General features: G+C 68.5%; 24 protein-coding genes. 8 read left to right on the forward strand and 16 right to left on the reverse strand.

Annotated features, from left to right (window positions below):
- Positions 1-26 precede the first annotated feature (26 nt).
- The 4 genes from argC to BQ7391_RS10630 form a co-directional block, all read right to left on the reverse strand.
- Positions 27-1100 carry an N-acetyl-gamma-glutamyl-phosphate reductase gene (argC, locus tag BQ7391_RS10615; RefSeq protein WP_075280583.1) on the reverse strand — a complete coding sequence of 358 codons (1074 nt, stop codon included), beginning with the start codon at positions 1098-1100 and terminating at the stop codon, positions 27-29.
- A 151-nt stretch (positions 1101-1251) separates the two neighbouring features.
- Entirely contained in the window at positions 1252-1455 is a 204-nt protein-coding gene (locus BQ7391_RS10620) for a hypothetical protein (protein ID WP_075280584.1), read from the reverse strand.
- Positions 1455-1805, reverse strand: coding sequence for a tautomerase family protein (locus BQ7391_RS10625; protein WP_075280585.1), 351 nt, complete (start codon positions 1803-1805; stop codon positions 1455-1457). The genes BQ7391_RS10620 and BQ7391_RS10625 overlap by 1 nt, the downstream gene beginning before the upstream one ends.
- Positions 1806-1864: 59 nt before the next feature.
- Positions 1865-2587, reverse strand: coding sequence for a hypothetical protein (locus tag BQ7391_RS10630; RefSeq protein WP_075280586.1), 723 nt, complete (start codon positions 2585-2587; stop codon positions 1865-1867).
- 102 nt (positions 2588-2689) lie between these two features.
- On the opposite strand from BQ7391_RS10630, the gene BQ7391_RS10635 reads away from it, so the two are divergent.
- Positions 2690-3055: a phage holin family protein gene (locus BQ7391_RS10635; protein WP_075280587.1), complete on the forward strand. Its 366-nt coding sequence runs from the start codon at positions 2690-2692 to the stop codon at positions 3053-3055.
- An 84-nt stretch (positions 3056-3139) separates the two neighbouring features.
- Here the strand turns inward: BQ7391_RS10635 and BQ7391_RS10640 are convergent, their stop codons facing one another.
- Together BQ7391_RS10640 and fucO are read right to left on the reverse strand one after the other, a co-directional pair.
- Positions 3140-4330 carry an Mbeg1-like protein gene (locus BQ7391_RS10640; protein ID WP_075280588.1) on the reverse strand — a complete coding sequence of 397 codons (1191 nt, stop codon included), beginning with the start codon at positions 4328-4330 and terminating at the stop codon, positions 3140-3142.
- A gap of 243 nt (positions 4331-4573) precedes the next feature.
- Positions 4574-5737, reverse strand: a complete 1164-nt coding sequence (gene fucO, locus BQ7391_RS10645; RefSeq protein ID WP_075280589.1) for a lactaldehyde reductase — start codon at positions 5735-5737, stop codon at positions 4574-4576.
- 220 nt (positions 5738-5957) lie between these two features.
- Here fucO and BQ7391_RS10650 point away from each other — a divergent pair, with 220 nt between their 5' ends.
- Positions 5958-7127, forward strand: a complete 1170-nt coding sequence (locus tag BQ7391_RS10650) for a M20/M25/M40 family metallo-hydrolase (protein WP_075280590.1) — start codon at positions 5958-5960, stop codon at positions 7125-7127.
- A gap of 94 nt (positions 7128-7221) precedes the next feature.
- Here the strand turns inward: BQ7391_RS10650 and BQ7391_RS10655 are convergent, their stop codons facing one another.
- Positions 7222-7449, reverse strand: a complete 228-nt coding sequence (locus BQ7391_RS10655) for a hypothetical protein (RefSeq protein WP_075280591.1) — start codon at positions 7447-7449, stop codon at positions 7222-7224.
- 284 nt (positions 7450-7733) lie between these two features.
- Here BQ7391_RS10655 and BQ7391_RS10660 point away from each other — a divergent pair, with 284 nt between their 5' ends.
- On the forward strand, positions 7734-8600 hold the full coding sequence (locus BQ7391_RS10660; RefSeq protein ID WP_075280592.1) for a LysR family transcriptional regulator: 867 nt from the start codon (positions 7734-7736) through the stop codon (positions 8598-8600).
- Between the two features lie 146 nt (positions 8601-8746).
- Here BQ7391_RS10660 and tatA read toward each other — a convergent pair whose 3' ends face one another.
- The 4 genes from tatA to BQ7391_RS10680 form a co-directional block, all read right to left on the reverse strand.
- The gene (gene tatA / locus BQ7391_RS10665) at positions 8747-8971 is read right to left on the reverse strand and encodes a twin-arginine translocase TatA/TatE family subunit (protein ID WP_075280593.1); all 225 of its coding nucleotides are present in this window, start codon (positions 8969-8971) and stop codon (positions 8747-8749) included.
- A gap of 137 nt (positions 8972-9108) precedes the next feature.
- Positions 9109-9537: an amino acid-binding protein gene (locus BQ7391_RS10670; RefSeq protein ID WP_075280594.1), complete on the reverse strand. Its 429-nt coding sequence runs from the start codon at positions 9535-9537 to the stop codon at positions 9109-9111.
- Positions 9537-10838 carry a phenylacetate--CoA ligase family protein gene (locus tag BQ7391_RS10675; protein ID WP_075280595.1) on the reverse strand — a complete coding sequence of 434 codons (1302 nt, stop codon included), beginning with the start codon at positions 10836-10838 and terminating at the stop codon, positions 9537-9539. The genes BQ7391_RS10670 and BQ7391_RS10675 overlap by 1 nt, the downstream gene beginning before the upstream one ends.
- Positions 10839-11235: 397 nt before the next feature.
- A complete protein-coding gene (locus tag BQ7391_RS10680) occupies positions 11236-11655 on the reverse strand; it encodes a hypothetical protein (protein WP_075280596.1) in 420 nt (139 codons plus the stop codon).
- Positions 11656-11838: 183 nt separating this feature from the next.
- Between BQ7391_RS10680 and BQ7391_RS10685 the strand changes: the two genes are divergently transcribed.
- Entirely contained in the window at positions 11839-12918 is a 1080-nt protein-coding gene (locus tag BQ7391_RS10685; protein ID WP_075280597.1) for a 6-phosphofructokinase, read from the forward strand.
- A 200-nt stretch (positions 12919-13118) separates the two neighbouring features.
- Here BQ7391_RS10685 and BQ7391_RS10690 read toward each other — a convergent pair whose 3' ends face one another.
- From BQ7391_RS10690 to BQ7391_RS10700, 3 genes are all read right to left on the reverse strand, one after another.
- Positions 13119-14456 (reverse strand): M18 family aminopeptidase, encoded by a 1338-nt coding sequence (locus BQ7391_RS10690; protein WP_075280598.1) that lies wholly within the window; start codon positions 14454-14456, stop codon positions 13119-13121.
- Between the two features lie 289 nt (positions 14457-14745).
- The gene (locus BQ7391_RS10695; protein ID WP_075280992.1) at positions 14746-15711 is read right to left on the reverse strand and encodes a 3'-5' exonuclease; all 966 of its coding nucleotides are present in this window, start codon (positions 15709-15711) and stop codon (positions 14746-14748) included.
- Between the two features lie 83 nt (positions 15712-15794).
- Complete coding sequence (locus tag BQ7391_RS10700) at positions 15795-16316, reverse strand: nitroreductase family protein (RefSeq protein WP_075280599.1); 522 nt, start codon at positions 16314-16316, stop codon at positions 15795-15797.
- Between the two features lie 353 nt (positions 16317-16669).
- On the opposite strand from BQ7391_RS10700, the gene BQ7391_RS10705 reads away from it, so the two are divergent.
- Positions 16670-18604 carry an alpha-amylase family protein gene (locus tag BQ7391_RS10705; RefSeq protein WP_083662202.1) on the forward strand — a complete coding sequence of 645 codons (1935 nt, stop codon included), beginning with the start codon at positions 16670-16672 and terminating at the stop codon, positions 18602-18604.
- 71 nt (positions 18605-18675) lie between these two features.
- On the opposite strand, the gene BQ7391_RS10710 is transcribed toward BQ7391_RS10705, so the two are convergent.
- A complete protein-coding gene (locus tag BQ7391_RS10710) occupies positions 18676-19566 on the reverse strand; it encodes a LysR family transcriptional regulator (protein ID WP_075280600.1) in 891 nt (296 codons plus the stop codon).
- Positions 19567-19838: 272 nt separating this feature from the next.
- On the opposite strand from BQ7391_RS10710, the gene BQ7391_RS10715 reads away from it, so the two are divergent.
- Positions 19839-20093, forward strand: a complete 255-nt coding sequence (locus BQ7391_RS10715) for an HPr family phosphocarrier protein (RefSeq protein ID WP_075280601.1) — start codon at positions 19839-19841, stop codon at positions 20091-20093.
- An 86-nt stretch (positions 20094-20179) separates the two neighbouring features.
- Here the strand turns inward: BQ7391_RS10715 and BQ7391_RS10720 are convergent, their stop codons facing one another.
- The gene (locus BQ7391_RS10720; protein ID WP_075280602.1) at positions 20180-20689 is read right to left on the reverse strand and encodes a DNA-deoxyinosine glycosylase; all 510 of its coding nucleotides are present in this window, start codon (positions 20687-20689) and stop codon (positions 20180-20182) included.
- 117 nt (positions 20690-20806) lie between these two features.
- Here BQ7391_RS10720 and BQ7391_RS10725 point away from each other — a divergent pair, with 117 nt between their 5' ends.
- Positions 20807-21790, forward strand: coding sequence for a LacI family DNA-binding transcriptional regulator (locus BQ7391_RS10725; RefSeq protein ID WP_075280603.1), 984 nt, complete (start codon positions 20807-20809; stop codon positions 21788-21790).
- Between the two features lie 315 nt (positions 21791-22105).
- Positions 22106-24085, forward strand: coding sequence for a PTS sucrose transporter subunit IIABC (locus BQ7391_RS10730; RefSeq protein ID WP_075280604.1), 1980 nt, complete (start codon positions 22106-22108; stop codon positions 24083-24085).
- Positions 24086-24100 lie beyond the last annotated feature (15 nt).

The following is a 24100-nucleotide window of genomic DNA, read 5'->3' on the forward strand; positions in this document are numbered from 1 at the left end:
AGTCCCGACCAGGCGGGACGGACGTTTCAGATGAGGGGGGCCGGGGCGAGGAGCCCGGCGGTCTCGGGGAGGCCCAGCACGATGTTGGCGCACTGGACGGCCTGGGCGGCCGCCCCCTTCCCGAGGTTGTCGATCGCGCAGGACGCGATGATCGTGCGTCGTCGTCGCGCGTCGAGCGTCACGCCCACCTGGGCGCGCGCGGTGGCGGCCACGGAGGCGGTGGCGGGCATGCTCCCCGCGGGAAGCGTCGTGACCAGCGGCTCGTCGGCGTAGGCGCGCTCATAGGCCGCCTGCACGTCCTCGACGGTCACGTCAGGGGCGGCCTCGAGGTAGACCGTGGAGAGAAGCCCGCGCGTGAGCGGGGCCAGATGCGGCGTGAAGACGACGGACACCTCGCGCTCCGCCACCTCGGAGAGCGTCTGCTCGATCTCCGGCGTGTGACGGTGCTTGGCCACGCCGTAGGCCTCGACGGACTCGTTGGCATGGCAGAAGTGCGTGCGCGCGTTGCAGCCGCGCCCGGCGCCGGAGACGCCCGAGATGGCGTCCGCGATCACGAGGTCGCCCATCGCAAGGCCCGCGGAGAGCGCCGGCGCTGCGGCGAGCGCCGTGGCCGTGGGATAGCAGCCCGGCACGGCCACGAGCACCGCCTCCCCGGCGGCGCGGCGGGCGGCGAGCTCGGACAGGCCGCCGCGGAAGAGCTCCGGCAGGCCGTAGACGGTCTGCGCGAGGAGCTCGGGGCTCGTGTGCGGGGTGGCGTACCAGGCCTCGTAGACGGCCGGGTCGTGCAGGCGGTAGTCGGCGGAGAGGTCAATCACGTGCACGCCGCGCGCGAGCAGCTCCGGAGTGAGCGCGAGGCTCGCGGTGTGCGGCACGGCGAGGAAGGCCACGTCGGCCGCCGCGGCGATGGCGTCGGGCTCCGGGAGCGAGAGCACCACGTCGCACGCGCCCGCCAGCGACGGGTAGACGTCGTCCAGGCGCGTGCCGGCCTCCTTGCGGTCCGTTGCCATGGCCAGCTCGAGCTCGGGGTGACCGAGGACCAGACGACAGGCCTCGACGCCCGCGTATCCCGTCGCCCCCACCACGCATGTCCTGATGCCCATGACGCAATCCCCCACGTTCTTCTCGCCTGCTGCACTACGCACAACTTAGGCGGGGCGTCGCCGGGTGTCAACGACGCAAGGGCATTCGGACACCGGACGGATACACTACCGCGGGGTCGCCAGGGTCTGTGAATTGGGGACTGTCCCCAATTCACAGACCGCGCTCGCGAAGGCGCGCGTCGATCTCCCTGAGCGTGACGCGCGCGGCGAAGAGCTGGCGGTACGTGGCGCTCTTCACCCTGCCGGCCGCCGCCAGCTCGCCCATGCGCGCCTTCGTGGCCTCGAGCTCGTCACGCACGCCGGCGGCGAACTCGTCGTAGGCGGCGAGGCGCGCCGCGTCATCCATCTCGCCCATCAGAAGTTGGCGCCGTTCCAGCCGAAGCTCGGCGTCCAGCCGTAGCGGATGTAGACCCGGGCGGGATCCACGCCCAGCTCGCGGCAGATCGCGGGCGTCACCTCCTCGGTGAAGCGCTCCCATGCGGACGCGGGCACCTCGGAGCGCGCGAACACGCTCACGTCGACGAGGGCGCACGGCTCGGAGTCGTCGCCCGCGAAGTAGATGTGGGCGTCGTCCTCGAAGAGGCACATGAGCCAGGACTCGGACTTGCCGGGCACGGCCTCGATCGCGCGGCCGTAGGCGGACTTGAGCGCCTCGCGGGCCTCGGGCGCGATGGGCGCGGAGCAGTAGGTGTGGACGACGGGCATGGCGGCTCCTCTCGGTCGGGTGCACCCAGCATAGCGCAGCGCGGCGCGCCCGCGGAGCGCTAGCGCGAGAGCTCGTCGAGCGTGCGCCCGGCGTCGTCGCGCAGCACGAGCCAGCTGTTGGTCCCTGCGAAGTAGAGCAGGTGGCCAACCTCGTTCACGCTCCTGAGCACGATGTCCTCCGTCGTGCGCGCGCCCGAGATGGCATCTGCGTGCTCCTCGCGCAGCCGAAGCGCGAAGCGCGCGGCAAACCCGAGGCTCCCGTCGCGGTTGAGCGGGGGCTCAGCCCGAAGCGTCGCCCCGGCGAGGACCCGCAGGCGGTCGCGAGCCTCCCAGACGACCGTGGCCTCGCTCCCCTCGTGGCGAACGCGGAGCGGGAGCTCGGCGAGCTCGGGGCGCCAGCGATGCCGGGCCTTGCCCGCGGAGCGGCCCCCTGAGGGCCCGGGGGCCTCCCCCGGAAAGACCCCCACGGCGCGAAGGGCAAGAAGGACGGGGGCGACCTCGTCGGCGCGCCCGGGGCCGGGCTCACGGGGAGACGCGATGGCCCGGCGCAGCTCCGTCGCGGACACGCCCGTCGCACGAACCGTCGCCAGGCGCCGGGCGCTGGCTGGCACCTCGCCCCCGACCACGCGGGCCGTCCCGTCGGGAAGCACGGCAAGCTGGCAGGAGCCCTCGTCCAGCGACCCCGGAGCGGGCACAACCTCGACCGAGACGGCTCCGTCCGGAGTCTCCGCGCAAACGCGCTCGCCGCCCGACGCGTCCTCGATGCTGACAAGCAGCTGCATGCTTCCTCCCTCGATGCGGACCCCGCGCCGACGGTCGGCCGCAAGGCGTGTCATCCTGCGCCATCTTGGGTATCCTACCCGCAGGAACGAAAGGAGAATCTGATGGGCTTCCTCGGAAAGTGGTTCGTGACGGCCATCGCGTGCGCGGTGGCCGTCTGGCTCGTGCCCGGGATCGTGCCGGTCGGTGGCACCTGGGTGGGGCCAATCGTCTGCGCACTCGTGCTCGCGCTGCTCAACGCCACCGTGAAGCCGGTGATGCAGGCGCTCGCCATACCCTTCACCATCGCCACGCTCGGCATCTTCTATCTGGTGGTCAACGCGTTCGTGCTCGAGCTCGCGAGCTGGCTCTCGCGCAACATCTTCCACGCCGGCATCGCCATCGACTCGCTCTTCTCGGCGATCCTCGGCTCGATCGTGATCTCGCTCGTGAGCATGCTCGTGGGCGGCGTCATCGGGGCGGACGACTAGGGGCCCAAAATAATAATCCGCCCTGTGGGCGCGACGGCTTCTGCTCAACAGGGAAAACGCTCCGGAGGGCTCCCAGAGGGCGGATTAATTCTCCTCCCCCTCCTGGTCCCTCGGCGCGCCGACGAGTCCGGCGACCCGACGCGCGGCCCGCGTCGCCGCGCCAGCGGCGGCATCCGTGATCGCCTCTCCCGCAGCCGCCACGCCAGCCCCCACGAGCTCCCCGAGGAGGCTGCGCATCATGTCGCGCGTGCGCGGGTCGACCTCCCTCAGCGAGCCGATGACCTTCTGGATGGCGGCCGGCGTGGCACAGAGGTCCTCGAAGGTCGTGGCGCCACCGGCCGAGAGCGCGTCGAAGAGCTCGTCGGTGAGCAGACGGCGGTCCTCGGGGTCGAGCCGCGCGAGCCATGCCGAGAACGAGCGCGCCACGACGAGGCACTCCGGGTCAGGACCGTCCGCCTCCACGAACCCCGCAGGGCCCACCTGCCAGGAGATCGGGTCGTGCTGGAGGCTGCGCTCCGCGGAGCTCCTCACGATGGTGGCGGGAGCGTCGTCCGAGAAGAACCGACCCACGACGCTGTAGGAGGGGATGATGCGCGTGTAGCGCTCCCCCATCACGTCATGGCAGCTCACGGGCAACACCGAGCGGTCCATGCCGGGTCCGTCATTGCTGTAGACGCGCTCGATCGCGCCGGAAAGAAGGACGGGCGCGCTCGCGGCGGCGTAGGCGGCGAGGTTCCCGCCCTTCGAGTGTCCGCCCACGCGCACGCGGCAGCCCCGCGCGGCGGCACGCTCGAGCTCTCGGGCGAGGTAGTCGGCGGCGGCGCGCTGCGCCTGCGTGACGGCGAAGCTCAGGACGAAGTTCTCGCGCCAGCCCACGAGCGTGGTGTCGGTGCCCCGGAAGGCGACGTAGGTCTCGCCGTTGTCGAGATCGGCGGTGACGGCGGAGAACTGAATCACGCGCTCGTCGTCGCGCACGTCGACGTAGTCGCGCAGGAGGGCGTCGCCGAAACGGGACGAGCCGCCGGCCGCCACCACGAATCGCTCGTCGATCGTCGCGAGCGAGCGCACGCGCGAGGCCAAGTCCCCGCCCGAACGGGCGAGCAGCTCGCCGCACGCGTCCGTAAGGCGCGTGCCCGGCTCGTCAGGGCCCCCGACGACGCCCGTGAAGTCGAGGTAGGAAAGGGTCGCCAGCACGAGGTTGTCCACGTCGTTGAACGGCCGCTCGGCGAGCGTGATGTCCCCGCGCAGCTCCAGATAGTCCCGAACGTCCGCCACAGCCCCTCCGTCCTTCTTGCCACGCTGCTCTTATTCCCCGTCAAGGAGCCCCGAAACGGCGAGCCCCGCCCTTCTCGCAAAGCAAGCTTCCTGAGCGCAAAGCGCGAAGCAGCATTCTTTTCCAGCGGTAAAGCAGCCCCGAAACGGCGGCGCCCCGCCCCTTTGCAAAGCATGTTTCCTGAGCGCTATGCGCGAAGCAACATGCGTGCAAAGGGGCGGGGCGCCCCAGCGACGGTAAGGACGCTACGCCATCACCTTGCGGAAGAGCTCGACGACGGCGGAGTGGTCGGCCTCGCGCGGGTTGCCCGGGAAGCAGGCGTCGGCGATGGCGTCGTCGGCGAGCTGGTCGAGGTCGGCCTCCAGCAGGCCGTCGCAGGTGGGCTTGATGTTGACGTCGGCAGAGAGCTGGCGCACGGCGGCGATCGCGGCGTCTGCGGCCCCTTCGTCGGTCATGCCGGTGGTGTCGACGCCCATGGCCACGGCCACCTCGGCCAGGCGCTTGGTCACGACGGGCTTGTTGTACTCCATCGCAACCGGGAGCAGCATCGCGCAGGCGACGCCGTGCGGGGTGTCGTAGTGCGCGGAGAGCGTGTGCGCCATGGCGTGGTCGATTCCCAGGCCCACGTTGGAGAAGCCCATGCCGGCGATGTACTGGGCGAGCGCCATGCCCTCACGGCCGGAGCCGGGCACGCCGCTCTTGGCCTCGGCCACGGCGTCGCGCAGGTGCTTCGAGATGAGCTGGATGGCCTTGTAGTGGAACATGTCGGAGAGCTCCCAGGCGCCCTGGGTGGTGTAGCCCTCGATGGCGTGCGTGAGCGCGTCCATGCCGGTGGCGGCGGTAAGGCCGGCGGGCATGGAGGCCATCATGTCGGGATCGACCACGGCGACGTCGGGGATGTCGTTGACGTCGACGCACACGAACTTGCGGACCTTCTCGGGGTCGGTGATCACGTAGTTGATCGTGACCTCTGCCGCGGTGCCGGCGGTGGTGGGCACGGCGATGGTGAAGACGGCGTGCTTCTTGGTGGGGGCCACGCCCTCGAGGGAGACGACGTCGGCGAACTCGGGGTTGGCGACGATGATGCCAATGCCCTTGGCGGTGTCCATGGAGGAGCCGCCGCCGATGGTGACGATGCAGTCGGCACCGGAGGCCTTGTACGCCTCGACGCCGTCCTGGACGTTCTTGATCGTGGGGTTGGGCTTGATCTCGGAGTAGAGCTCCCAGGCGATGCCGGCATCGTCGAGCAGGTCGGTCACCTTGGCCACGACGCCAAACTTCACGAGGTCGGGGTCGGAGCAGACGAAGGCCTTCTTGTAGCCGCGGCGCGTAAGCTCGCCGGGAATCTCCTTGATCGCGCCAGAGCCGTGGTAGGAGATGTTGTTCAGGACGAAGCGGTTGACTGCCATGCTGTGATTCCCCCTTGGGTCGCGAGTGCCGGAATGCCAGCCGTCCGCAGGGTAGTATGCGCCCAAAGCGTCATGTTGGCGGAAGCCGACTCCGCGGGCGGCGCGTTCTTCTCGGCAAAGCACGACAGAGGTTGACAAAGGTGACAGGGTCAACTGTCATAAGAGAATAGTGTGACAATTGACCCTGTCACCCCTGTCATGAGACGCGCCGGGAGCCATCGTGAACGAGAAGATCAAGCAGCTTGCCACCGCCTACGCCGACGAGTGCCATGAGGAGGAGCTCGAGCTGCTCCGCACGCTCGCGCAGATTCCCGCCCCCTCCGGACACGAGGAGCGCCGCGCCGAGTTTATCCGCGACTGGCTGCTCGCGCAGGGCGCCCCGGTGGGGTCCGTGCGCATCGACGACGCGAAGAACGTGATCCTCTCGCTTCCCGCCGGCGCCGGCGCGGCGGACGACGGGATCGCCGTCTTTGCCGCCCACACCGACGTAGTCTTCCCCGACACCGAGCCGCTGCCGCTCGCCGAGAGCGCGACGCGCCTGCTCGCGCCCGGCGTGGGCGACGACACCGCCAACCTCGTGGGGCTGCTCCTCGCCGCCCGCTACCTCATGCGCAACCGCATCGCCCTCGACCGGCCGCTGCTCGTCGTGGCCAACTCCTGCGAGGAGGGGCTCGGCAACCTCGCCGGCACGCGGGAGCTCTTCCGCCAGTACGACGGCCGCGTGCGCGAGTTCACCTCGTTCGACCTCTACCTGGGCATGCACGTGGTGTCGGCCGTCGGCTCGCATCGCTGGAGGGTCATGTGTCACACGCAGGGCGGACACTCGTGGGAGAACTTCGGGCGCGACAACGCCATCGAAGAGCTCTGCTCCCTCATCGAGGACCTCTACGCGATGGAGCTCCCCACCGCCGCCAAGACCACCATCAACGTCGGCCGGTTTGAGGGCGGCACCACCGTGAACTCCATCGCCGAGGACGCGAGCGTGCTCGTCGAGTACCGCTCCGCGTCCGAGGAGTGCCTCGAGCTGATGTACGGGAAGTTCGTGGGGCTCGTGGAGGAGCACCTGCGGAAGGGCTCGCGCATCGACGTCAAGCTCATCGGCCGACGCCCCGCGTCCGGCGAGCGCATCCCCGCGGGACAGGGCGAGCTCATCGCCCGAACCGACGAGGTGCTGCGCGAGCTCGGCGGCGTGACGCCCATCCACCAGGAGTCCTCGACCGACGCGAACATACCGCTCTCGCTGGGAGTCTGCGCCCACACCGTGGGCACCGTGGAGGGAGACCTCCTCCACACGCGCGAGGAGTGGATCGAGAAGGACAGCCTCCGGCGCGGCCTCGCCGTCATACTCGCGCTCATGCTCGCGCACGCGACCGACGTCGGGAGCCGCTGAGCAGGACCCAGTCGGCGCGTTTGACGCACCCCGACCTCGCGGCAAAAAAATGGAGCCCGCAGGCTCCGCTCGACCTCTCGTTAGGGCGCTGGCGCTACGCCGCGCGGACGCACTTGACGAGCAGGTGCGAGTCAGCGTGGTTCTGCTCGTGAGCGGAGAACCACTGGTCAACGTCGTTGAACAGCATCTTGGGGCTGTCAGCCCAGAAACGACGCTCGTGGCCGTCGAAGAGCGCGCGGTACTCGCCGCTCATGAACCAGCCGTTGTGGCACGCCCTCAGCACCTTGCGCTGGCGGGAGCCCATGTTCTTGACCTTGGTCATATCCTTCCCTCCTTTCCTCTCTTCCGGTTACATCGTTCGTTATACCCAATTCGCCCATCTGTCGAAAAGGTCTTGACAAAATCACAACAACTCCCTACTCAGACTCTTCGCCTGAAGATAAGCCCAGCGTCAGGGCTTTGGCAGGAACGCGTCATGGGGAACGCCGCCTGAGCGTGACGGGCCGCCGCGGGACCTCAGCAGCCCCGGCCCGGCAGCGCGCTCTCGGGGCCGGCGCGTGCGAGCGATACAATCCTTCTATACCGCACGGGCTCCCGGGAGGAACCATGAATCTCAAGCAGCTCGAGTACTTCGTCGCAATCGTCGAGGAGGGGCAGGTCACTGCCGCCGCGAGGCGCCTTCACATCTCGCAGCCGCCGCTTTCCTACGAGCTTGCGCAGCTCGAACGGGAGCTCGGCTGCAAGCTCGTCCACCGAGGGCCGCGCGGCGTCACCCCCACCGACGCCGGCAGGCTCCTCTACGAGCGCGCCGCGCACATCCTCGCCATGGCCACCGCCACGGCGCGCGAGGTCTCGAGCGTGGGGAGGGGCCTCACGGGCACCGCATGCCTCGCGGTCTGCGCGGGGGCGGCCGGGCTCGTGCCCAGCGCGCGGCTCCGAGAGCTTGCCGGCAGCGAGAGCGTGTCGTTCGAGGTCCGCGAGGGAAGCGTCCCCGCCGTGATCGAGCTCGTGACGAGCGGCATCGCCGAGGTCGGCGTGGTGCGAACGCCCTTTGCCAGCACCGGGCTGCGCTGTCGCTACGCTCCCTCCGAGCCCCTCGTCGCCGTGATGCCGCCGTCGATGGAGACGGGCGGCGAGCTTGAGGTCTCGCTCGAGGAGCTCGTCTCAAGCCCGCTCATCTGCGACCGGCGGCTCTCCGAGCGGGTGGGCCACGCCCTCGCGACGCGCCACCTCGAGCCGCGCCTTGCCTGCGTCACAGAGGACGAGCGCACCACCTGCGCGTGGGCGGCGGCAGGCCTGGGCGTGGGGCTCGTCCCCCGCTCGATGCTGAGGGTCTGCGACACCGGGGAGCAATTCATCAAGACGGTGACCGAGAAGGACCTCGAGACGCGTGCGGCGGTCATCTGGAAGGCGGACCGCGCGCTCACGACGCTCGCGGAGCGCGTCGTGGCACTCCTCGGCGAGCTGGGCTAGGGGCAGCAGCGCGGGAGAGAAGGACGAACGGGCCGCCGCCTCCCGCGGACCCGCCGCGCGGGGTCCCGGCGACAGGCCGTCCCGGCATGGGGGCGCCCCCGGGCGGGAAGGAGGTCCCGGGGGCGCGGGGTCAGCCTGCAGATGCGTTACCGGAGGCCATCGTCCTTCTCGGCATCCGACGCCTCGATGGGAGAGACGGAGGGCTCGGAGGAGGGGCCCGAGTCGCCGGAGCCCTCCTCCATGCCCTCGCGCACGTTCTTGACGGTCTTCCCGATGGCAGAGCCGATCTTGGGCAGGTTCTTCGGCCCGAAGATCACGAGGACGATGACGAGAATGACGGCGAGCTCGGGAACGCCCATGCCAAGAATCATGCGCTGCCTCCAATGACGCGGTTGGAACGCCCTCTATGGTAGGCGGACGAGGACCCTCGGTAAAATACATATGAGACGGTCCTGCCATACATGCGTTGTATGGCAGGACCGTCAAGGGGCAGGCGTGCGAAAGGTGCCTACTCGATCTCGTCCTGGTCAAAGACGTGGAAGCCGGCCTTCTCGATGGCCCAGCTCGCCTCAGCGGCGCTCGCGGGATCGGAGATCTTGAGCGCCAGTACCGCGAGGTCGTCTGTCGTGGAGAAGCAGTAGAAGTACTCGATGTCCACGTCGAGGTCGTCGAGCTTCTCGAGCAGGTCCGCGGCACCGCCCGGGTGGTGCGGGACGGCGATGGCCATGACCTTGGTCTTGACGGCGCGATAGCCGCCGGCGTCGAGCGCGGCGATCGCGGCGTCGGTGTCGCTGCAGATGATGCGCACGATGCCGTACTCGGTGGTGTCGGCCACGGAGAGCGCGGCCATGTTGATGTTGGCGTCACCGAGGGTGCGGCACAGAGACGCGATGCGGCCGCGCTTGTTCTCGAGGAAAACCGTAATCTGGTCAATCATTACTTGATCCCCTTTCGCAGGTCGACGATGCGCTTGGCCTTGCCCTCGCTGCGCGCGATGGTCTTGGGCTCCACGAGCTTGACCTTGACTCCCACGGAGAGCGCGGTCTTGAGGCGCGCAGAGATCTCCTTCTGCAGGCGCTCGACCGCGGCGACGGAGTCAAAGGCAAAGCCGGGGTTGACCTCGGCCTTGAGCGTGACCATGTCGAGCGAGCGGTGGTCGGTGTCGACCTCGATCTGGTACCAGGACGAGACCTGGTCGAAGGTCTTCATGACGTCCTCGATCTGGCTCGGGAAGACGTTGACGCCGCGGATGATGAGCATGTCGTCGGTGCGGCCGTGGATGCGGTCGATGCGGCGATGCGTGCAGCCGCAGGCGCACTCGCCCGGCAGGATGCGCGTGATGTCACGCGTGCGGTAGCGCACGACCGGAGATGCCTCGCGGTCGATGGTGGTGAGCACGAGCTCGCCCCACTCGCCGTCGGGCAGGACCTCGCCGGTGTTGGGGTCGATGATCTCCGCGTAGAAGTGGTCCTCGGCCAGGTGCAGGCCGTCCTGCTCCCAGCACTCGATGGCCACGCCCGGGCCCATGGTCTCGGTGAGGCCGTAGACGTCGAGCACGTGGTAGTTGAGCTTGCGCTCGAGGTCACGACGGAAGTTGTCGGAGAAGGGCTCGGCCCCGTGGATGCCCGCGCGCAGGTGGAAGTCGCGCGCCGGGTCGATGCCCATCTCGAGGGCGGTGTCGGCGATGTGCATGGCGTAGCTCGGCGTGCAGCAGATGATCGTGGAGCCCATCTCCTTGAGCACGCGGATCTGGCGCTCGGTGTTGCCCGCAGACATGGGGATCGTGGTGGCGCCGGAGTAGAGTCCGCCGTAGTGCGCGCCCAGGCCGCCGGTGAAGAGGCCGTAGCCGTAGCAGACGTGGACGACGTCGTCCTTGCCACCGTTGGCGTACTCGATGCCGCGCGCGAAGCACTCGCCCCAGATGTCGAGGTCATGCTGCGTGTAGCCGCCCACCGTCGCCACTCCGGTGGTGCCGGAGGACATGTGGATCTCCTTCACCTCGGAGAGGGGCGTGGCAAACATGCCGTAGGGGTAGTTGTCGCGCAGGTCCTGCTTGGTGACGAACGGCGCCTTCTGCAGGTCATCGAGGGTCTTGACGGCATACGGGTCAAAGCCGGCGTCGTCGAAGCTCTTCTTGTAGAACGGCACGTTCTCGTAGCACGCGATCACGGTCTTCTTGATGCCCTCGAGCTGGATCTGCTCGATCTGCTCGTGGGGCGCATGGAGAATCTCCTGCATTTGCCCTACCCTTTCTGGAACCCAAACCACAGATGGGGAGATTTTATGGCGAATGTATGGCGAATGGGGCGGGCTCGCCACGGGCGTTCGCAAACGGAAACGGTTGTCTACGGGAGTCCGCCCCCGCGGAACGCATTTTCCCGACAATCTGACCGACTCGCTCTTTTGTAGTGTAGTTTGCGGCCGCCCCGTGAAGTACTGCCCAGCTGGTGGCAATTCGTGTGCCAGCGGATTTGCTCGTCACGCGGCGAGAGGCTACTTGAGGGGGCGCCCGCAAACTACACTACTTACGCAGGCTAATCCTCAGAGAGGCGCACAATCCCATGGCGAGGCCTTCTGCCAGGATAGAGAGACCCGATGGGGGCAGCATCCCGTTGGCCGGCGCGCCCCGGGAGCCTTAGCTCAGTGCCTCGAGGCGGCGGAGCACCGTCTTGGTTGCCTTGATCGCCGCCTGCACGTTCTCCTCGGCGTCATCGATGCGCTTCTGCACGTAGAGGTCAACGAAGGGATTGTCCACGAGGATGTCGAGCGCGGAGGCGAGGCCACCCACGTTCACGCGGAGCTCCTCGATGCCGCGGACGTCCGAGACCTCGCGCGTGAACGCATAGAGGTCGGCGCGGGCGCGCTCGAGCGCCTCCTCGGCGTCATCGAGCCGGGAGCGTTTGACGAGGCTCGAGATGATGCCGCCGGCGAGGATGTCGAAGAGGCCCCAGTTGCTCGCGCTGCCGAGGGCGTCCGCCGCCGTCTCAAGCGAGGTGAGCGCGCGACGTCCCGCCGCCACTGCCTCGGCCACCTCTCGTCGCTCGTCAGCCCTCATGGCTCCTCCTCAGCTCGACGCTCTTATCGTCATGGTAGCAGTGGTGACAGGGGGACAGAGCGGTGACAAAGCCTCCGTCCCCCTGTCACACTGGGAACGATACCGCTCACGGAGATTATTCCGCATCACACCGAACGAGGTGCATACTTTGACTATCTGTGAGCACGAGGGGAAGGATGCACCATGCTTCGAGTCGGTCTTCTCACGAGCGGCGGCGACTGCCAGGCGCTCAACGCAACCATGCGCGGCATCGTCAAGACGCTCTACCGCCAGTCCAAGGAGCCCGTCGAGGTCTATGGCTTCGAGGACGGCTACCAGGGCCTCATCTACGAGCGCTACCGCATGATGGACAACCGCGACTTCTCCGGCCTGCTCACCCGCGGCGGAACCGTCCTCGGCACGAGCCGCACCCCCTTCAAGCTGCTCGACACGCCCGAGGCCGACGGCGTCAACAAGGTCCAGGCCATGAAGGACACCTACAGGAAGCTCAAGCTGGACTGCCTGTTCATGCTCGGCGGCAACGGCTCCACCAAGACCGCCAACCGCCTCTCCCAGGAGGGCCTGAACGTCATCGCGCTTCCCAAGACCATCGACAACGACACCTACGGCACCGACATGACCTTCGGCTTCACGAGCTCCGTCGAGGTGGCCACCCGCTGCATCGATGAGATCCACACCACCGCGAGCTCCCACGGTCGCGTCTTCGTGATCGAGATCATGGGCCACAAGGTCGGCTGGATCCCGCTCTACGCGGGCGTGGCCGGCGGCGCCGACGTCATCCTCATCCCCGAGATCCCCTACGACATCGAGAACGTCATCCGCGTCATCGAGGACCGCGACAAGGCCGGCTCGCGCTTCACCATCGTCGTGGTGGCGGAGGGCGCCATCTCCAAGGAGGAGGCCGCGCTCTCGAAGAAGGAGTACAAGAAGCTCGTGGCGGCACGCACCACCCCGTCGGTCGCCTACGACATCGCGGCGGAGATCGACAAGCGCACCGGCCGCGAGATTCGCATCGCCATCCCCGGCCACACCCAGCGCGGCGGGCAGCCGGACGCCCAGGACCGCATCTTTGCCACCCAGTGCGGCGTCGAGGCGGCGCTCTCCTGCCTCAAGGGCAAGTACGGCGTCATGATCGCGCAGGTCAACGGCAAGATGTGCCGCGTGCCGCTCGAGGACGTGGCCGGCAAGCTCAAGTACGTCGACCCCAAGGGCGACCTCGTCAAGGAGGCCAAGGCCCTCGGTATCAGCTTCGGCGACGAGTAGGGCGCGTCCAACGGGCGAGAAGGCGGGCGCGGGGTCCTCGACGGGGCCCCGCGCCCTTTTGCGCCCCGCGTCCCCACGCCCGGGCGATTCCCTGCGCGCCGCGCGGACCGAGGCTGCCCGCCCGCGAATTTGCGCCCGCATCCCGGCAGACCGCATGCTGGCGGCGGACTGGACGGCACCGGCGCGGGCGACGCCGACCCCTAGCGGATCTCCACCCCGTCGGCGCCGTCGATGAGGAGGTCCGCCTCGTAGAACGCCTCGAGCGCCGCGATCCCGAGGGCCGTGTCGCGCGCGCCCGCCGTCTCAAAGACGGAGTGCATCGCAAGCTGCGGGAGACCCACGTCCACGGCGTGCACGCTCACCTGGGTGTTGGAGAGGTTGCCGAGCGTGGAGCCGCCGGGCACGTCCGAGCGGTTGGCAAAGGTCTGATACGGCACCCCCGCGCGATCGAGAACGGCAATGAAGGCGGCGCGGCTGAACGCGTCTGTGCAGTAGCGCTGGTTGGCCGCCTCCTTGATGACGAGGCCGCCGTTGAGGCGACACCGGTTCGCCGCATCGTACTTCTCGGGGTGGGCCGGGTGAACGGCATGCGCGTTGTCGCAGCTCACGAGCATGGAGCTGGCAAGCGCGCGCAGATGCTCCTCGGGCGTGCGGCCGAGCGCCGCGCTCGTGCGGGAGAGCGTGTCGGCGAGCAGCGTGGACAGCGCCCCCTGCTTGGTGCCCGAGCCCACCTCCTCGTTGTCGAAGCACGCGTAGACGCTCACGTCGCCCGGGTTATCCGCCGCGAGGAAGGCCTCGAGCGCCACATAGGCGCACTGGAGGTCGTCGAGATGGCCTGCGGAGACGAACTCGCCAGCGCGGCCCCAGACGCGCGGCTCCTCGTGGGCCACGAGGAAGAGGTCGCGCGCGAGGACGTCCGCCGGCTCGCAGCCCGCGGCCTCGGCCACCATCTCGTCGAAGGCCCCCGCGGGAAGCTCGCCCGCCGAGAAGAGCGGGCAGAGGTCCACCGCGCGGTTGAGCTCTGGCGAGAGGCCGCTCGTGCGGTCGAGGTGGATGGCGAGGCTCGGGATGAGGCAGACGTCATCCGCGATGTCCACGAGGCGGCTCTCCACGCGCGCCCCGTCGCGCACGAGCACGCGGCCCGCAAGGCCGAGCGGGCGGTCCAGCCACGTATGGTCGAGCATGCCGCCGTAGGCCTCGACGTCAAGGCGGAGGTACCCCTCCGGCCCCTCGAGCACGGGCACCGCCTTGACCTTGTAGGTGGGCGAGTCGCCGTGCGCGGCGGCCATCTGGAAGTGGTGGGGCGCCCTGCGGGACGGGGCGCCGAGCTCGTCGCCCACCTTCAGGGCAACGACGCTCGAGTTGTTGCGGACGACGTAGTAACTGCCCCCCGGCACCATCTCCCAGGCATCCGCCTCGCGCAGGCGGGTAAAGCCGGCGGCGTCGAGGCGGCGGCAGATCTCAGCGGCAGTGTGGAACATGCTCGGGCACGCACGGACGAACTCGACGAGCCCGGCGGCGGCGTCCTTCTCGCTCATAGGTCTCCTTCGGTCGCAGATTCAATCGCAAGCCGTTGCGAAGCGCGGCCGATAAGCCTAGCACTTCTCGGCGCGGCGGGCGCCTCCGGATGCCCACTCTCCCGGGTACGCACACCCCACCTCCGGGTGCGTACAAAATTTCATAATTCATGCGGTACCATGCAAACAAGGAGCCGCAGGCAGCTCGCTTGGCGAGAAGGACGTCGACCCCCGAGGTGTGTACGCATCCAGAGATGGGGCGTACGTACCCGCGGCGGACGCCGAAGGGCCCGGCCCGCTCGCCGGGACGTCAGGCGAGCATGTTGCGGGCCGTGAACTCCGCCTGGACGGTGGCGAGCATGAGCTCCACGTCGTCGAGGCCGAGGTGGCGCTCGGATTCCCCCGCCTTGAGCGTGCCGCGACGGCGCGCCCAGCTCTCAAGCGACGCAGGCCTCTGCTCGTGGGGCAGGATTCGCGTCTCGGGGTCCACGCGGCGGCAGATGTCGCGCGAGTCCACAACCACCACGCGCCCGGCCTTGCGGGCCTCGGCGTAGCCGTCGATGTGCAGCATGAACCACGAGTCCTCGAAGGCGGCGTTGTGCGCCATGAACGGGTAGGCGGTGAGCGCGGCGAGCAGGGCCCTCTGCACCTGCTTGTCCTCTCGGAAGGGGGTCTTCCCGTCGAGGTCGGACCACTGGATCTTGTGGATGTCCGCGAGCGGCACGCCCTTCTCGGCATACATCTCGGGCAGGCCGAAGTAGCCGGCAAAGGGGTCGTGCGGCCTGGCCTTGGGCCCGATGGTCATGAACTCCAGGCCCACGTTGATGATGTAGCCGCGCGCCGGGTCGCGGTCGGTGGTCTCGATGTCGATCCCCACGACCATGCCGGAGACCGGAGCGTCCACCCAGGCCACGTTGAGGTCGCGCGCGTCCGCGCCGGCGAGCGCCGTCACCTGCGCGTCGGTTCGGTGCTGGAGCACGGCGACGGCATGGATGAGGTCGGCCGCGGAGAGGCCGCGCGCGAGGCTCGAGGGAGAGAGGTCGCGCAGCTTCTCTATGCCAAAGCGGTCGCAGACGTCGCGGTTGCGGTCCGCGAGGGAGAGGACGAGGTCGTAGGAGAACGGCTCGCGGCCGGCAGGCGCCTCCGCCCACGCGGCGCGCAGGACCCCGAGCGCCTCCTCGTTCTTGGCGCGCTCGGCGGAGAGCGAGGCGTCATCCGTGAGGAACCCGGGGAACACGAAGGCGCTCGCGCACTCTATGGCTTGGCTGAGGTCCACGTTGCTCACTCCCGTCCACGAAAAAAGACGCCGAGAAGAACCCGGCGCCTTCCTAGGCTAACAGAACGCGCGGCCGGCTCGGCCTACTCCGCGTAAAACACGCGACCGTCTCTTCTCGGCTTGGGCTCCGGCGTCTCGGCCGGGTACCCCAGGATGCAGTGGCCGATGCCCTCGTAGTCGCCCTCGATGCCCAGCTCGGTGAGGATGGCCTTGCCCTCGGGGGTGTCGAACTCCTCGCGGGCGCGGTGGATCCAGCAGCTGCCGAGCCCCAGCGCGTGCGCGGCGAGCATTAGGTTGCCCATGACGAGGCTTCCGTCGTAGACGCGGTTGCGCTCGCCGCGCGGGGCGAGCACCACGAGGACCACCGGCGCGCCATAGAACGGGTCGCGGCTGGGGTCGCCGATGACCTCGGCGTTCATGGCGGAGAGGCGATCGCGCAGCTCGCGGTTCGTGACGGCCACGATGATGGGGCCCTGGCGGTTCATGCCGCTCGCAGCCCAGAGGCCGGCCTCGACGACCTGGTCGATCAGCTCCCGGCTCGGCACCTCGTCGGTGTACGCGCGGATGCTCCTGCGGTCGAGCATGCCCTGGATGATGTCGCTCATGGCTCCTCCTCGCCTCGATTGCCGCCTGAGGCTGTTATACCCAAGTGCGCGACGTCCCACCCTGACGCCCCTCCCGCGTTTGCACGGGCAAACTCCACAGACGGGGACACTGGGATGACGATCATTTGCGTCTTAGCAGGTAGAGGCGTTGTCCGTTCTTCTCTCCACGCGCTGTGGCGAGTTTGCTCGTGCAAACGCCGAACGGGGGCGGCAGGCGGCCGCCGTCCACGTGGAGCGCGCGTGAGGGAACGTTCCCACCCCTCATTGGCTACGTCTACGGAATCGTTCCCATCCCCAGGCGGGAACGCCGCTACAATGCGTCCGGGAGCATACGGAGAGCGAAAGGAACCGCCATGACGGAGAAGGCCAGCAGGAAGGGCCCCGCCAAGAAGACCGCCGCGAGAAGGACGCGGAAGGCCGTCGCCGCGCCACGCGTCGGCGGGGCGGAGCGCGTGAGGGCCGACGCCGTCTTCCAGGAGCGCCTGGCCCGCCACCACGACGAGCTCCGCTGGCTCTACATGGAGCTCTACGACAACGGCGACATGTTCGCCGAGCTGCTCGATCAGATGCGGGCCTACTACGACGCACGCTCCGAGCGGCTGCGCGCCCTCGACGCCGAGCGCGAGGCCGCCGGCGAGTGGTACCGCAGCCGCGACATGCTCGGCATGCAGATGTACATCGACAACTTCGCCGGGAACATCAGGGGCGTGGAGGACCGCCTGGACTACCTCGAGCGCGTGGGCGTGAACTACCTCCACCTCATGCCGTTCCTCGACACCCCCGCGGACAGGAGCCGCTCGGACGGCGGCTACGCCGTCAAGGACTTCCGTCGCGTCAAGCCCGAGCTCGGGACGATGGAGGACCTCGCCCACCTCGCGGGGAAGTGCCACGAGCGCGGCATCAGCCTCTGCATGGACTTCGTCATGAACCACACCTCGGAGGAGCACGAGTGGGCGCGGCGGGCCCGCGCCGGCGAGGGCGAGTACATGAGCCGGTACTTCTTCGAGGGCAACCAGGCGGTGATCGACCAGTACACCCGCGACGTGCCGCAGGTCTTCCCCACCACGGCGCCCGGCCACTTCACCTACCTGCCGGAGCTGGGCCAGTCCGTGATGACGCAGTTCTACCCCTACCAGTGGGACCTCAACTATCGCAACCCGCGCGTCTTCAACGAGATGATGTACAACTTCCTCTACCTGGCCAACCAGGGCATGGACATCATCCGCATCGACGCCGTGCCCTACATCTGGAAGCAGCTCGGCACCAACTGCCGCAACCTCCCCCAGGTCCACACCATCGTGCGCATGATGCGCATGATCGGCGAGATCGTGTGCCCCGGCATCGTGCTCCTGGGCGAGGTGGTCATGGCGCCGGTGGAGGTGGTCCCCTACTTCGGGACCGTGGAGAAGCCCGAGTGCCACATGCTCTACAACGTCACGACGATGGCCACCACCTGGAACTCGGTGGCGTGCCGCGACACGCGCCTGCTGCGCTCGCAGCTCGACGCCGTGTGCGGCCTGCCCAGCCAGTACACCTTCCTCAACTACCTGCGATGCCACGACGACATCGGCTGGGGCCTCGACTACGCCACACTCAGCACCTGGGGCATGGAGGAGGTTCCGCACAAGCGCTACCTCAACGACTACTTCCAGGGCCGCGTGCCGGGCAGCACCTCGCGCGGCGAGCTCTACAACGCCGACCCGGTGACCGGCGACGCCCGCTTCTGCGCCACCACGGCCTCCATGTGCGGCATCGAGGCGGCGGGCTTCGAGGGCGACGAGGAGGCGATGGAGGTCGCCATCCGCAAGGACGTCATGCTCCACGCCTACCTGCTCGCGCAGTCCGGCCTGCCGATCATCTACAGCGGCGACGAGGTGGCCCAGGTGAACGACTACGCCTACAAGGACGACCCCGAGAAGGCCGACGACTCGCGCTACATCCATCGCGGCCGCTTCGACTGGTCGCTCGTCGACCGCGTTGACGAGAAGGGCAGCGTCCAGGAGCGCATCTTCGACGCGCTCGGCGAGCTCGAGGCCATCCGCCGGCGCGAGGACGTCTTCGACGCCGACGCGGAGGTGGGCATCGTCGACTACAGCGACCCCTCGATCCTCTGGATCCGCCGGAGCGCCGGGGGCCGCACGCTCAACGCGGTCTTCAACTTCTGCGACGCCGAGAAGACCGTCTGGATGCCGGCCTGCGCCGAATACACCAACCTGCTCACGGGCGAGACCATGGGCTTCGAGACCTTCCAGCTGCCCGCCTGGGGCTTCGTCTGGTACCTCGCGTAGACGCCAAACCTGACAGATTGCCCTGGCACCATTGTCATCATGACAGAGGTGCCAGGGCAATCTGTCAGGTCCTAGGAGAGGATCTTCATCTTGGAGAGGGCGCGGCTGAGCTCGAGGTAGCTGAAGCTCGCCCCCTTGAGCGAGGAGAGGCAGATGGGGATCGCAAGCCGGTCCTTCTGCGCGATCGGCCTCATGACGCAGCCGTCGAAGGGGCCGATGAACTCTCCTCCCACGATGAGCGAGAGGCCGTTTCTGTGCTCCATCAGGTCGCCGTACGACTCGAGCGTGGGAATCTCGACGAGCTCCGAGGTCATGCCGTGCGCCGCGTAGGCGCGGCAGACGGACTCGTTGAAGTGGTCGAACTCCGGCGCGAGGGCGACGGGGCACGCGTTGATGTCCTCGAGCGTGAGCTCGCTCTTCTTGGCGAGCGGGTTGGACCCCGCCATAACCACGTAGGGGGACATCGTGCCGAGGCTCCCCGTGACGACGCCCCGCTCCTTCAGCGATCCGACCGTCACGAGGGCGTCGAAGCGCCCCTCCCTGAGCTCGTCGATGCAGGCCGAGCAGGTCGTGAGCACGACGTCGACCTCGCATCCGAGGGCGCGGCCGGCCACGACGCTGATCATCGTGCAGATGCGCTCGATGCCAGGGAACCTGGGCACGCAGAGACCGAGGCGCAGGGCGCGCGAGACGCCGGCCTCGCGAGCGCTTGACCGGGCGAAGCTTACGAGCGCGTCGTACTCCGCGAGCACCCGCTTGGCACGGGCGCCGAAGGCGCGGCCGAGTGGCGTGGGCGTCACCCCGGAGCTCGCGCGGTTGAAGAGCGGGGCGCCCGTCCTCCCCTCGAGCTCGGACATGGCCTTGGAGACTGCCTGGACGGAGACGCCCTCACGCTCGGCAGCGGCAGAGAAGCTCCCCGTAGCGAGGATCGCCACGACGTATCTGAGCTGCTTTATGTTCACGAACGGGCCTCCCCGGAGAATGCGCTGCCGAGAGCTGGAGATACATCAGCGATATATGGCTAGTTTGTCACAGGGGCATTTCGGACGGAGAACATGCGCCCCCTCCTCAAAGCGGAGTTGACGTAACGCCATCTCCCTCCGCTCGGAAGGCCGCCCCCATTTGCGCGGGTTTTCTCGCCACGCGCCGAAAGCCCCTCTCCCTCGGCGAGGGTTGAGGGCTATCGTGTGGGGGCAAGGCGGCCCGTTTCCCCCGCCCCCCGAGAGGACGCCCCATGCACGAGATACCCTGCGACATCACAGACCCGCTGGGCCTGCACATCCAGCTCGCCGTCCTGCTGGCGAGCGAGGCCGAGCGCTGGAGGAGCGACGTCACCCTGGAGCACGCGGGGCGCGTCGTGGACGCCAAGCAGCTCATGCAGCTCCTGATGCTCGGCGTGCGCACGGGCGAGCACGTGGTCGTGACCGTGAGCGGGCCGGACGAGGACACCGCCGCCGGGGCCATCCGGCAGATCACGCGGACGTTCTAGCGCGGGGAGTCGGGCGCCCGGCGTTCTTGTCGCCTTGGCCCCGCAGACCTGCCGTGCGGGGCCAAGGCGACAAGAACGTCCGGCCGTCAGCCCAGCAGCCCGTCGAGCTCCTCTCTCCACCGCGCGACGAGACGGTCGAGCGACCACGCGGCGTTGGCGGGGCTCGTGGACGGCAGCACCCGCGCCGAGAGGCCGCACGCGGGCTCCAGCCAGCGACGATAGAGCCGCCCCGCCGTGCCGCCGTTGCAGAGCACGGCCTCGACGGGCGCCGCGCGCAGGACGCGGGGGACGTCGGCCGGGACCACGTTCTTGATGGAGGCGTCCGACGACCCACGGATGTCGCAGCTCTCGATGACGTCCCAGAGCGCGATGCCGTGGCGCAGCAGCAGCGAGCGCTTGGCCGCGACGTCGCCGTCCGCCGGGACGGGCTCGCCCGCGCACGCAGCAATCACCCGCCAGAAGCGGTTGCGCGGGTTGCCGTAGTAGAAGCGGTTCTCGCGCGAGAGCGCCGAGGGGAGCGAGCCCAGCACGAGAACGCGGGAGCGCTCGTCGAACACCGGATCGAACTCATGGACTATGTGCTCGTAGCCTACCATGACACGAGCATAGCGCCCCGAGGCGCCGCCTGCGGCCTCAGTCTGCCCTCTCGTGGGTGTTTGGTGAGAAGGGTCCCGCCCGCGCTACACTCGTTACGTTGAAGGGAGTCCCCCAGGATGGACATCAACCAGATCGCGCAGATGGCAGGCGTCTCGCGGGCGACGGTCTCGCGCTATCTCAACGACGGCTACGTCAGCCAGGAGAAGCGCGCCGCCATCCGCCGCGTCATCGAGAAGACCGGCTACGTGCCTTCCCAGCACGCCAAGACCCTGCGCACGGGCAAGACCAACGTCGTGGGGATCATCATCCCCAAGATCAACTCCGCCTCGGTGAGCCGGATGGTCGCGGGCATCACGCCCGTGCTCAACGCCGCCGGCTACCAGGTGCTGCTTGCCAACACGGACAACAACGCCTCGCGCGAGGTGGACTTCCTGCGCCTCTTCTCTGAGAAGAACCAGGTTGACGGCGTCATCCTTATCGCCACCGTCATCACCGAGGAGCATCGGGAGGCGATCTCCTCCCTTCCCGTGCCCATCGTGGTGCTCGACCAGGACGTGGACTTCCGCTCGTGCGTCTTCCAGAACGACTACGAGGGCATGCGGGAGGTCGCCTCGATCGCGCTGCGCTCCGCCAGGCGTCCGGCCTACATCGGCGTCTTCGAGGAGGACGTCGCCGTCGGGCGGATGCGCCGCCAGGGGTTTCTCGCCGCATGCGCCGAGGCCGGCGTGGAGGTGCCCGAGCGCGCGATGCGCATCGCGGAGTTCACCGTTGACTCCGGATACGAGCAGGCGGAGGCCCTGCTCGAGACCTACCCCGAGCTCGACGGCATCGTGTGCGCCACCGACTCCATCGCCTACGGCGCCCTCACCTGCCTGCGCGAGTACGGCCACCGCGTCCCCGAGGACGTGGTGGTGACGGGCATGGACGACTCCGAGATCTCCCAGATCGTCACGCCGACGCTGACCACGGTGCACCTTCACTACAAGTCCTCCGGCGCGCAGACCGCCCGGATGCTCGTGGGCTTCATGACCGGCGAGGAGTACGTGGCGCGCAAGGTCAAGATGGACTACGAGGTGGTGGCGAGGAACTCCACGCGGTAGACCGCGCGCCATGGCCCCGCGCAACGCGCGGGCGCGCCAGATTGCCACGACCCCCCTCGCAGCGACGTACCAGCCCGAGCGCCCGCAAGCGTGACGAGAAGGACGTGCGGTCGAGCATGCCCCCGCGCACGGAAGCGCCCCGACGCGACCGCGATCCGTGCGCGGGGGCATGCTCGGCCAAACCACCGTTCACCGACAATTCCATGCCGTTGGCGACATCTCCCCGCTCGCACGTTTTTCTCGCCGTATTGTGAGAACGATTCCATATGGGAACGTTCTCACGTGGTATGATGAGGCGGAGAAAAAGGTGGTCACATGGCACTCGACTATCGGCAGGCGGCTCAGGAGATCCTGGACGCCATAGGCGGCCCGGGCAACGTGGTCTCGGCGGCGCACTGCGCCACGCGCCTGCGCCTGGTGCTCGCGGACGACGCGAAGGTGGACCAGGCGGCCGTGGACAATGCGGCCGGCGCCAAGGGCAACTTCAAGGCGTCCGGCCAGCTGCAGGTCATCTACGGCACGGGCACGGTGAACAAGGTATACGACGAGTTCATCGCGCTCGGCCACATCACGGCCGCCACCAAGGCGGAGGTGAAGGAGGCCGCCGCGCAGCAGCAGACCAACCCCTTCATGCGCGCGATCAAGCTCCTGGGGGACGTCTTCGTGCCCATCATCCCGGCGATCGTGGCCTCCGGCCTGCTGCTGGGCATCATGAGCGCGCTCTCCTTCATGGACGCCAACGGATTCATCGCGCTTGACACCAACAACGCCTGGTATCAGATCCTGAACCTCGTCTCCAACACGGCGTTCACGTTCCTGCAGATCCTCATCGGCTTCTCCGCGGCCAAGGCATTTGGCGCCAACCCCTACCTCGGCGCGGTCGTGGGCATGCTGCTCATCAACCCGGGCCTCCAGAACGCCAACACGGTGGCCACCGAGGGCGTGCTCCAGACCTATCCCGTCATCCCCGGCCTCTACTCCATCGAATGGACCGGCTACCAGGGCCACGTCATTCCCATCGTCATCGCCTGCGGCATCCTCGCCTTCATCGAGAAGCGCCTGCACAGGGTGGTGCCCGAGGCCTTCGACCTCTTCGTGACGCCGCTCGTCTCCGTTGCCGCGACCGCCTACGTCACCATGCTCGCCGTCGGGCCCATCTTCGTGTGGGCCGAGAACGCCATCCTCGGCGGCATCCAGTTCCTGCTCACGCTGCCGCTCGGCCTGGGCTCGCTCATCATGGGCGCGCTCTACGCCCCCACCGTGGTCACCGGCATCCATCAGATGTACACCACGATCGACCTCGGCCAGATCGCCACCTACGGCGTCACCTACTGGCTGCCACTCGCCAGCGCCGCCAACATCGGCCAGGCCGGCGCCGCCCTCGCCGTGGCCCTCAAGACCAAGGATGTCAAGGTCCGCTCGCTCGCCCTCCCCTCCTCGCTCTCCGCCTTCATGGGAATCACCGAGCCCGCCATCTTCGGCGTCAACCTGCGCTTCTTCAAACCCTTCGTGGCCGGCTGCATCGGCGGTGGCCTGGGCGCCATGTTCGCCTCCATCGTGGGGCTCGCCGCGGCGGGCACCGGCGTCACCGGCATCTTTGGCATCCTGCTCTGCCTCAGCCAGCCCGTGCAGTACGTGATCATGTTCGCCATCTCCGGAGTCGTGGCCTTCGCCATCTCCTACGCGCTCTACAAGGACCCCGAGGCCGCGACCCCCGCCGAGAAGCCCGTCGTCCAGGCCTCCGTCTCCGCGCCCGCCACTGACGCCGCCAACGCCGCGGCCCTCTCCGCCGCCGCTGCCGACGCCGCCGTCGCAACCGTGACCGACGCCGCGCCCGCCATGCGAGCAGAGGTCCTTCTCGCCCCGATGACGGGCGCCGCAATCAGGATGACCGAGGTCCCCGACCCCGTCTTCGCGAGCGAGGCCATGGGCACCGGCGCCGCCGTCCGCCCCACCGAGGGAAGGCTCGTCGCCCCTGCCGCGGGCACCGTCACCGTGCTCGCCGAGACCGGCCACGCCCTCGGCATGACCACGGACGCGGGCGCCGAGGTACTCATGCACATCGGGATCGACACCGTGACGCTCGAGGGCAAGCCCTTCGCCGCGCACGTCAAGGTGGGCGATCACGTGGAGGCCGGGCAGCTCCTCATGGACGTCGACCTCGACGCCATCCGCGCCGCGGGGCTCGACCCGGTGACCCCGGTCATCGTGACCAACGCCGATGCCTACGCCACGGTCGCGCCGCATGTCGGCATGGCCGTGCGCGCCGGCGAGAGCCTCGTCGAGCTCTCCTAACCGTCCCTCCTCGCA

The organism is Thermophilibacter provencensis (assembly GCF_900128445.1).
Classification (GTDB): Bacteria; Actinomycetota; Coriobacteriia; order Coriobacteriales; family Atopobiaceae; genus Thermophilibacter; species Thermophilibacter provencensis.

Excerpts from the sequence above, each read along its gene's own strand:
- argC (WP_075280583.1), bottom strand. The coding sequence starts at position 1,100 with ATGGGCATCAGGACATGCGTGGTGGGGGCGACGGGATACGCGGGCGTC.
- BQ7391_RS10620 (WP_075280584.1), bottom strand. The coding sequence starts at position 1,455 with ATGGGCGAGATGGATGACGCGGCGCGCCTCGCCGCCTACGACGAGTTC.
- BQ7391_RS10625 (WP_075280585.1), bottom strand. The coding sequence starts at position 1,805 with ATGCCCGTCGTCCACACCTACTGCTCCGCGCCCATCGCGCCCGAGGCC.
- BQ7391_RS10630 (WP_075280586.1), bottom strand. The coding sequence starts at position 2,587 with ATGCAGCTGCTTGTCAGCATCGAGGACGCGTCGGGCGGCGAGCGCGTT.
- BQ7391_RS10635 (WP_075280587.1), top strand. The coding sequence starts at position 2,690 with ATGGGCTTCCTCGGAAAGTGGTTCGTGACGGCCATCGCGTGCGCGGTG.
- fucO (WP_075280589.1), bottom strand. The coding sequence starts at position 5,737 with ATGGCAGTCAACCGCTTCGTCCTGAACAACATCTCCTACCACGGCTCT.
- BQ7391_RS10655 (WP_075280591.1), bottom strand. The coding sequence starts at position 7,449 with ATGACCAAGGTCAAGAACATGGGCTCCCGCCAGCGCAAGGTGCTGAGG.
- BQ7391_RS10660 (WP_075280592.1), top strand. The coding sequence starts at position 7,734 with ATGAATCTCAAGCAGCTCGAGTACTTCGTCGCAATCGTCGAGGAGGGG.
- tatA (WP_075280593.1), bottom strand. The coding sequence starts at position 8,971 with ATGATTCTTGGCATGGGCGTTCCCGAGCTCGCCGTCATTCTCGTCATC.
- BQ7391_RS10670 (WP_075280594.1), bottom strand. The coding sequence starts at position 9,537 with ATGATTGACCAGATTACGGTTTTCCTCGAGAACAAGCGCGGCCGCATC.
- BQ7391_RS10675 (WP_075280595.1), bottom strand. The coding sequence starts at position 10,838 with ATGCAGGAGATTCTCCATGCGCCCCACGAGCAGATCGAGCAGATCCAG.
- BQ7391_RS10680 (WP_075280596.1), bottom strand. The coding sequence starts at position 11,655 with ATGAGGGCTGACGAGCGACGAGAGGTGGCCGAGGCAGTGGCGGCGGGA.
- BQ7391_RS10685 (WP_075280597.1), top strand. The coding sequence starts at position 11,839 with ATGCTTCGAGTCGGTCTTCTCACGAGCGGCGGCGACTGCCAGGCGCTC.
- BQ7391_RS10690 (WP_075280598.1), bottom strand. The coding sequence starts at position 14,456 with ATGAGCGAGAAGGACGCCGCCGCCGGGCTCGTCGAGTTCGTCCGTGCG.
- BQ7391_RS10700 (WP_075280599.1), bottom strand. The coding sequence starts at position 16,316 with ATGAGCGACATCATCCAGGGCATGCTCGACCGCAGGAGCATCCGCGCG.
- BQ7391_RS10705 (WP_083662202.1), top strand. The coding sequence starts at position 16,670 with ATGACGGAGAAGGCCAGCAGGAAGGGCCCCGCCAAGAAGACCGCCGCG.
- BQ7391_RS10715 (WP_075280601.1), top strand. The coding sequence starts at position 19,839 with ATGCACGAGATACCCTGCGACATCACAGACCCGCTGGGCCTGCACATC.
- BQ7391_RS10720 (WP_075280602.1), bottom strand. The coding sequence starts at position 20,689 with ATGGTAGGCTACGAGCACATAGTCCATGAGTTCGATCCGGTGTTCGAC.
- BQ7391_RS10725 (WP_075280603.1), top strand. The coding sequence starts at position 20,807 with ATGGACATCAACCAGATCGCGCAGATGGCAGGCGTCTCGCGGGCGACG.
- BQ7391_RS10730 (WP_075280604.1), top strand. The coding sequence starts at position 22,106 with ATGGCACTCGACTATCGGCAGGCGGCTCAGGAGATCCTGGACGCCATA.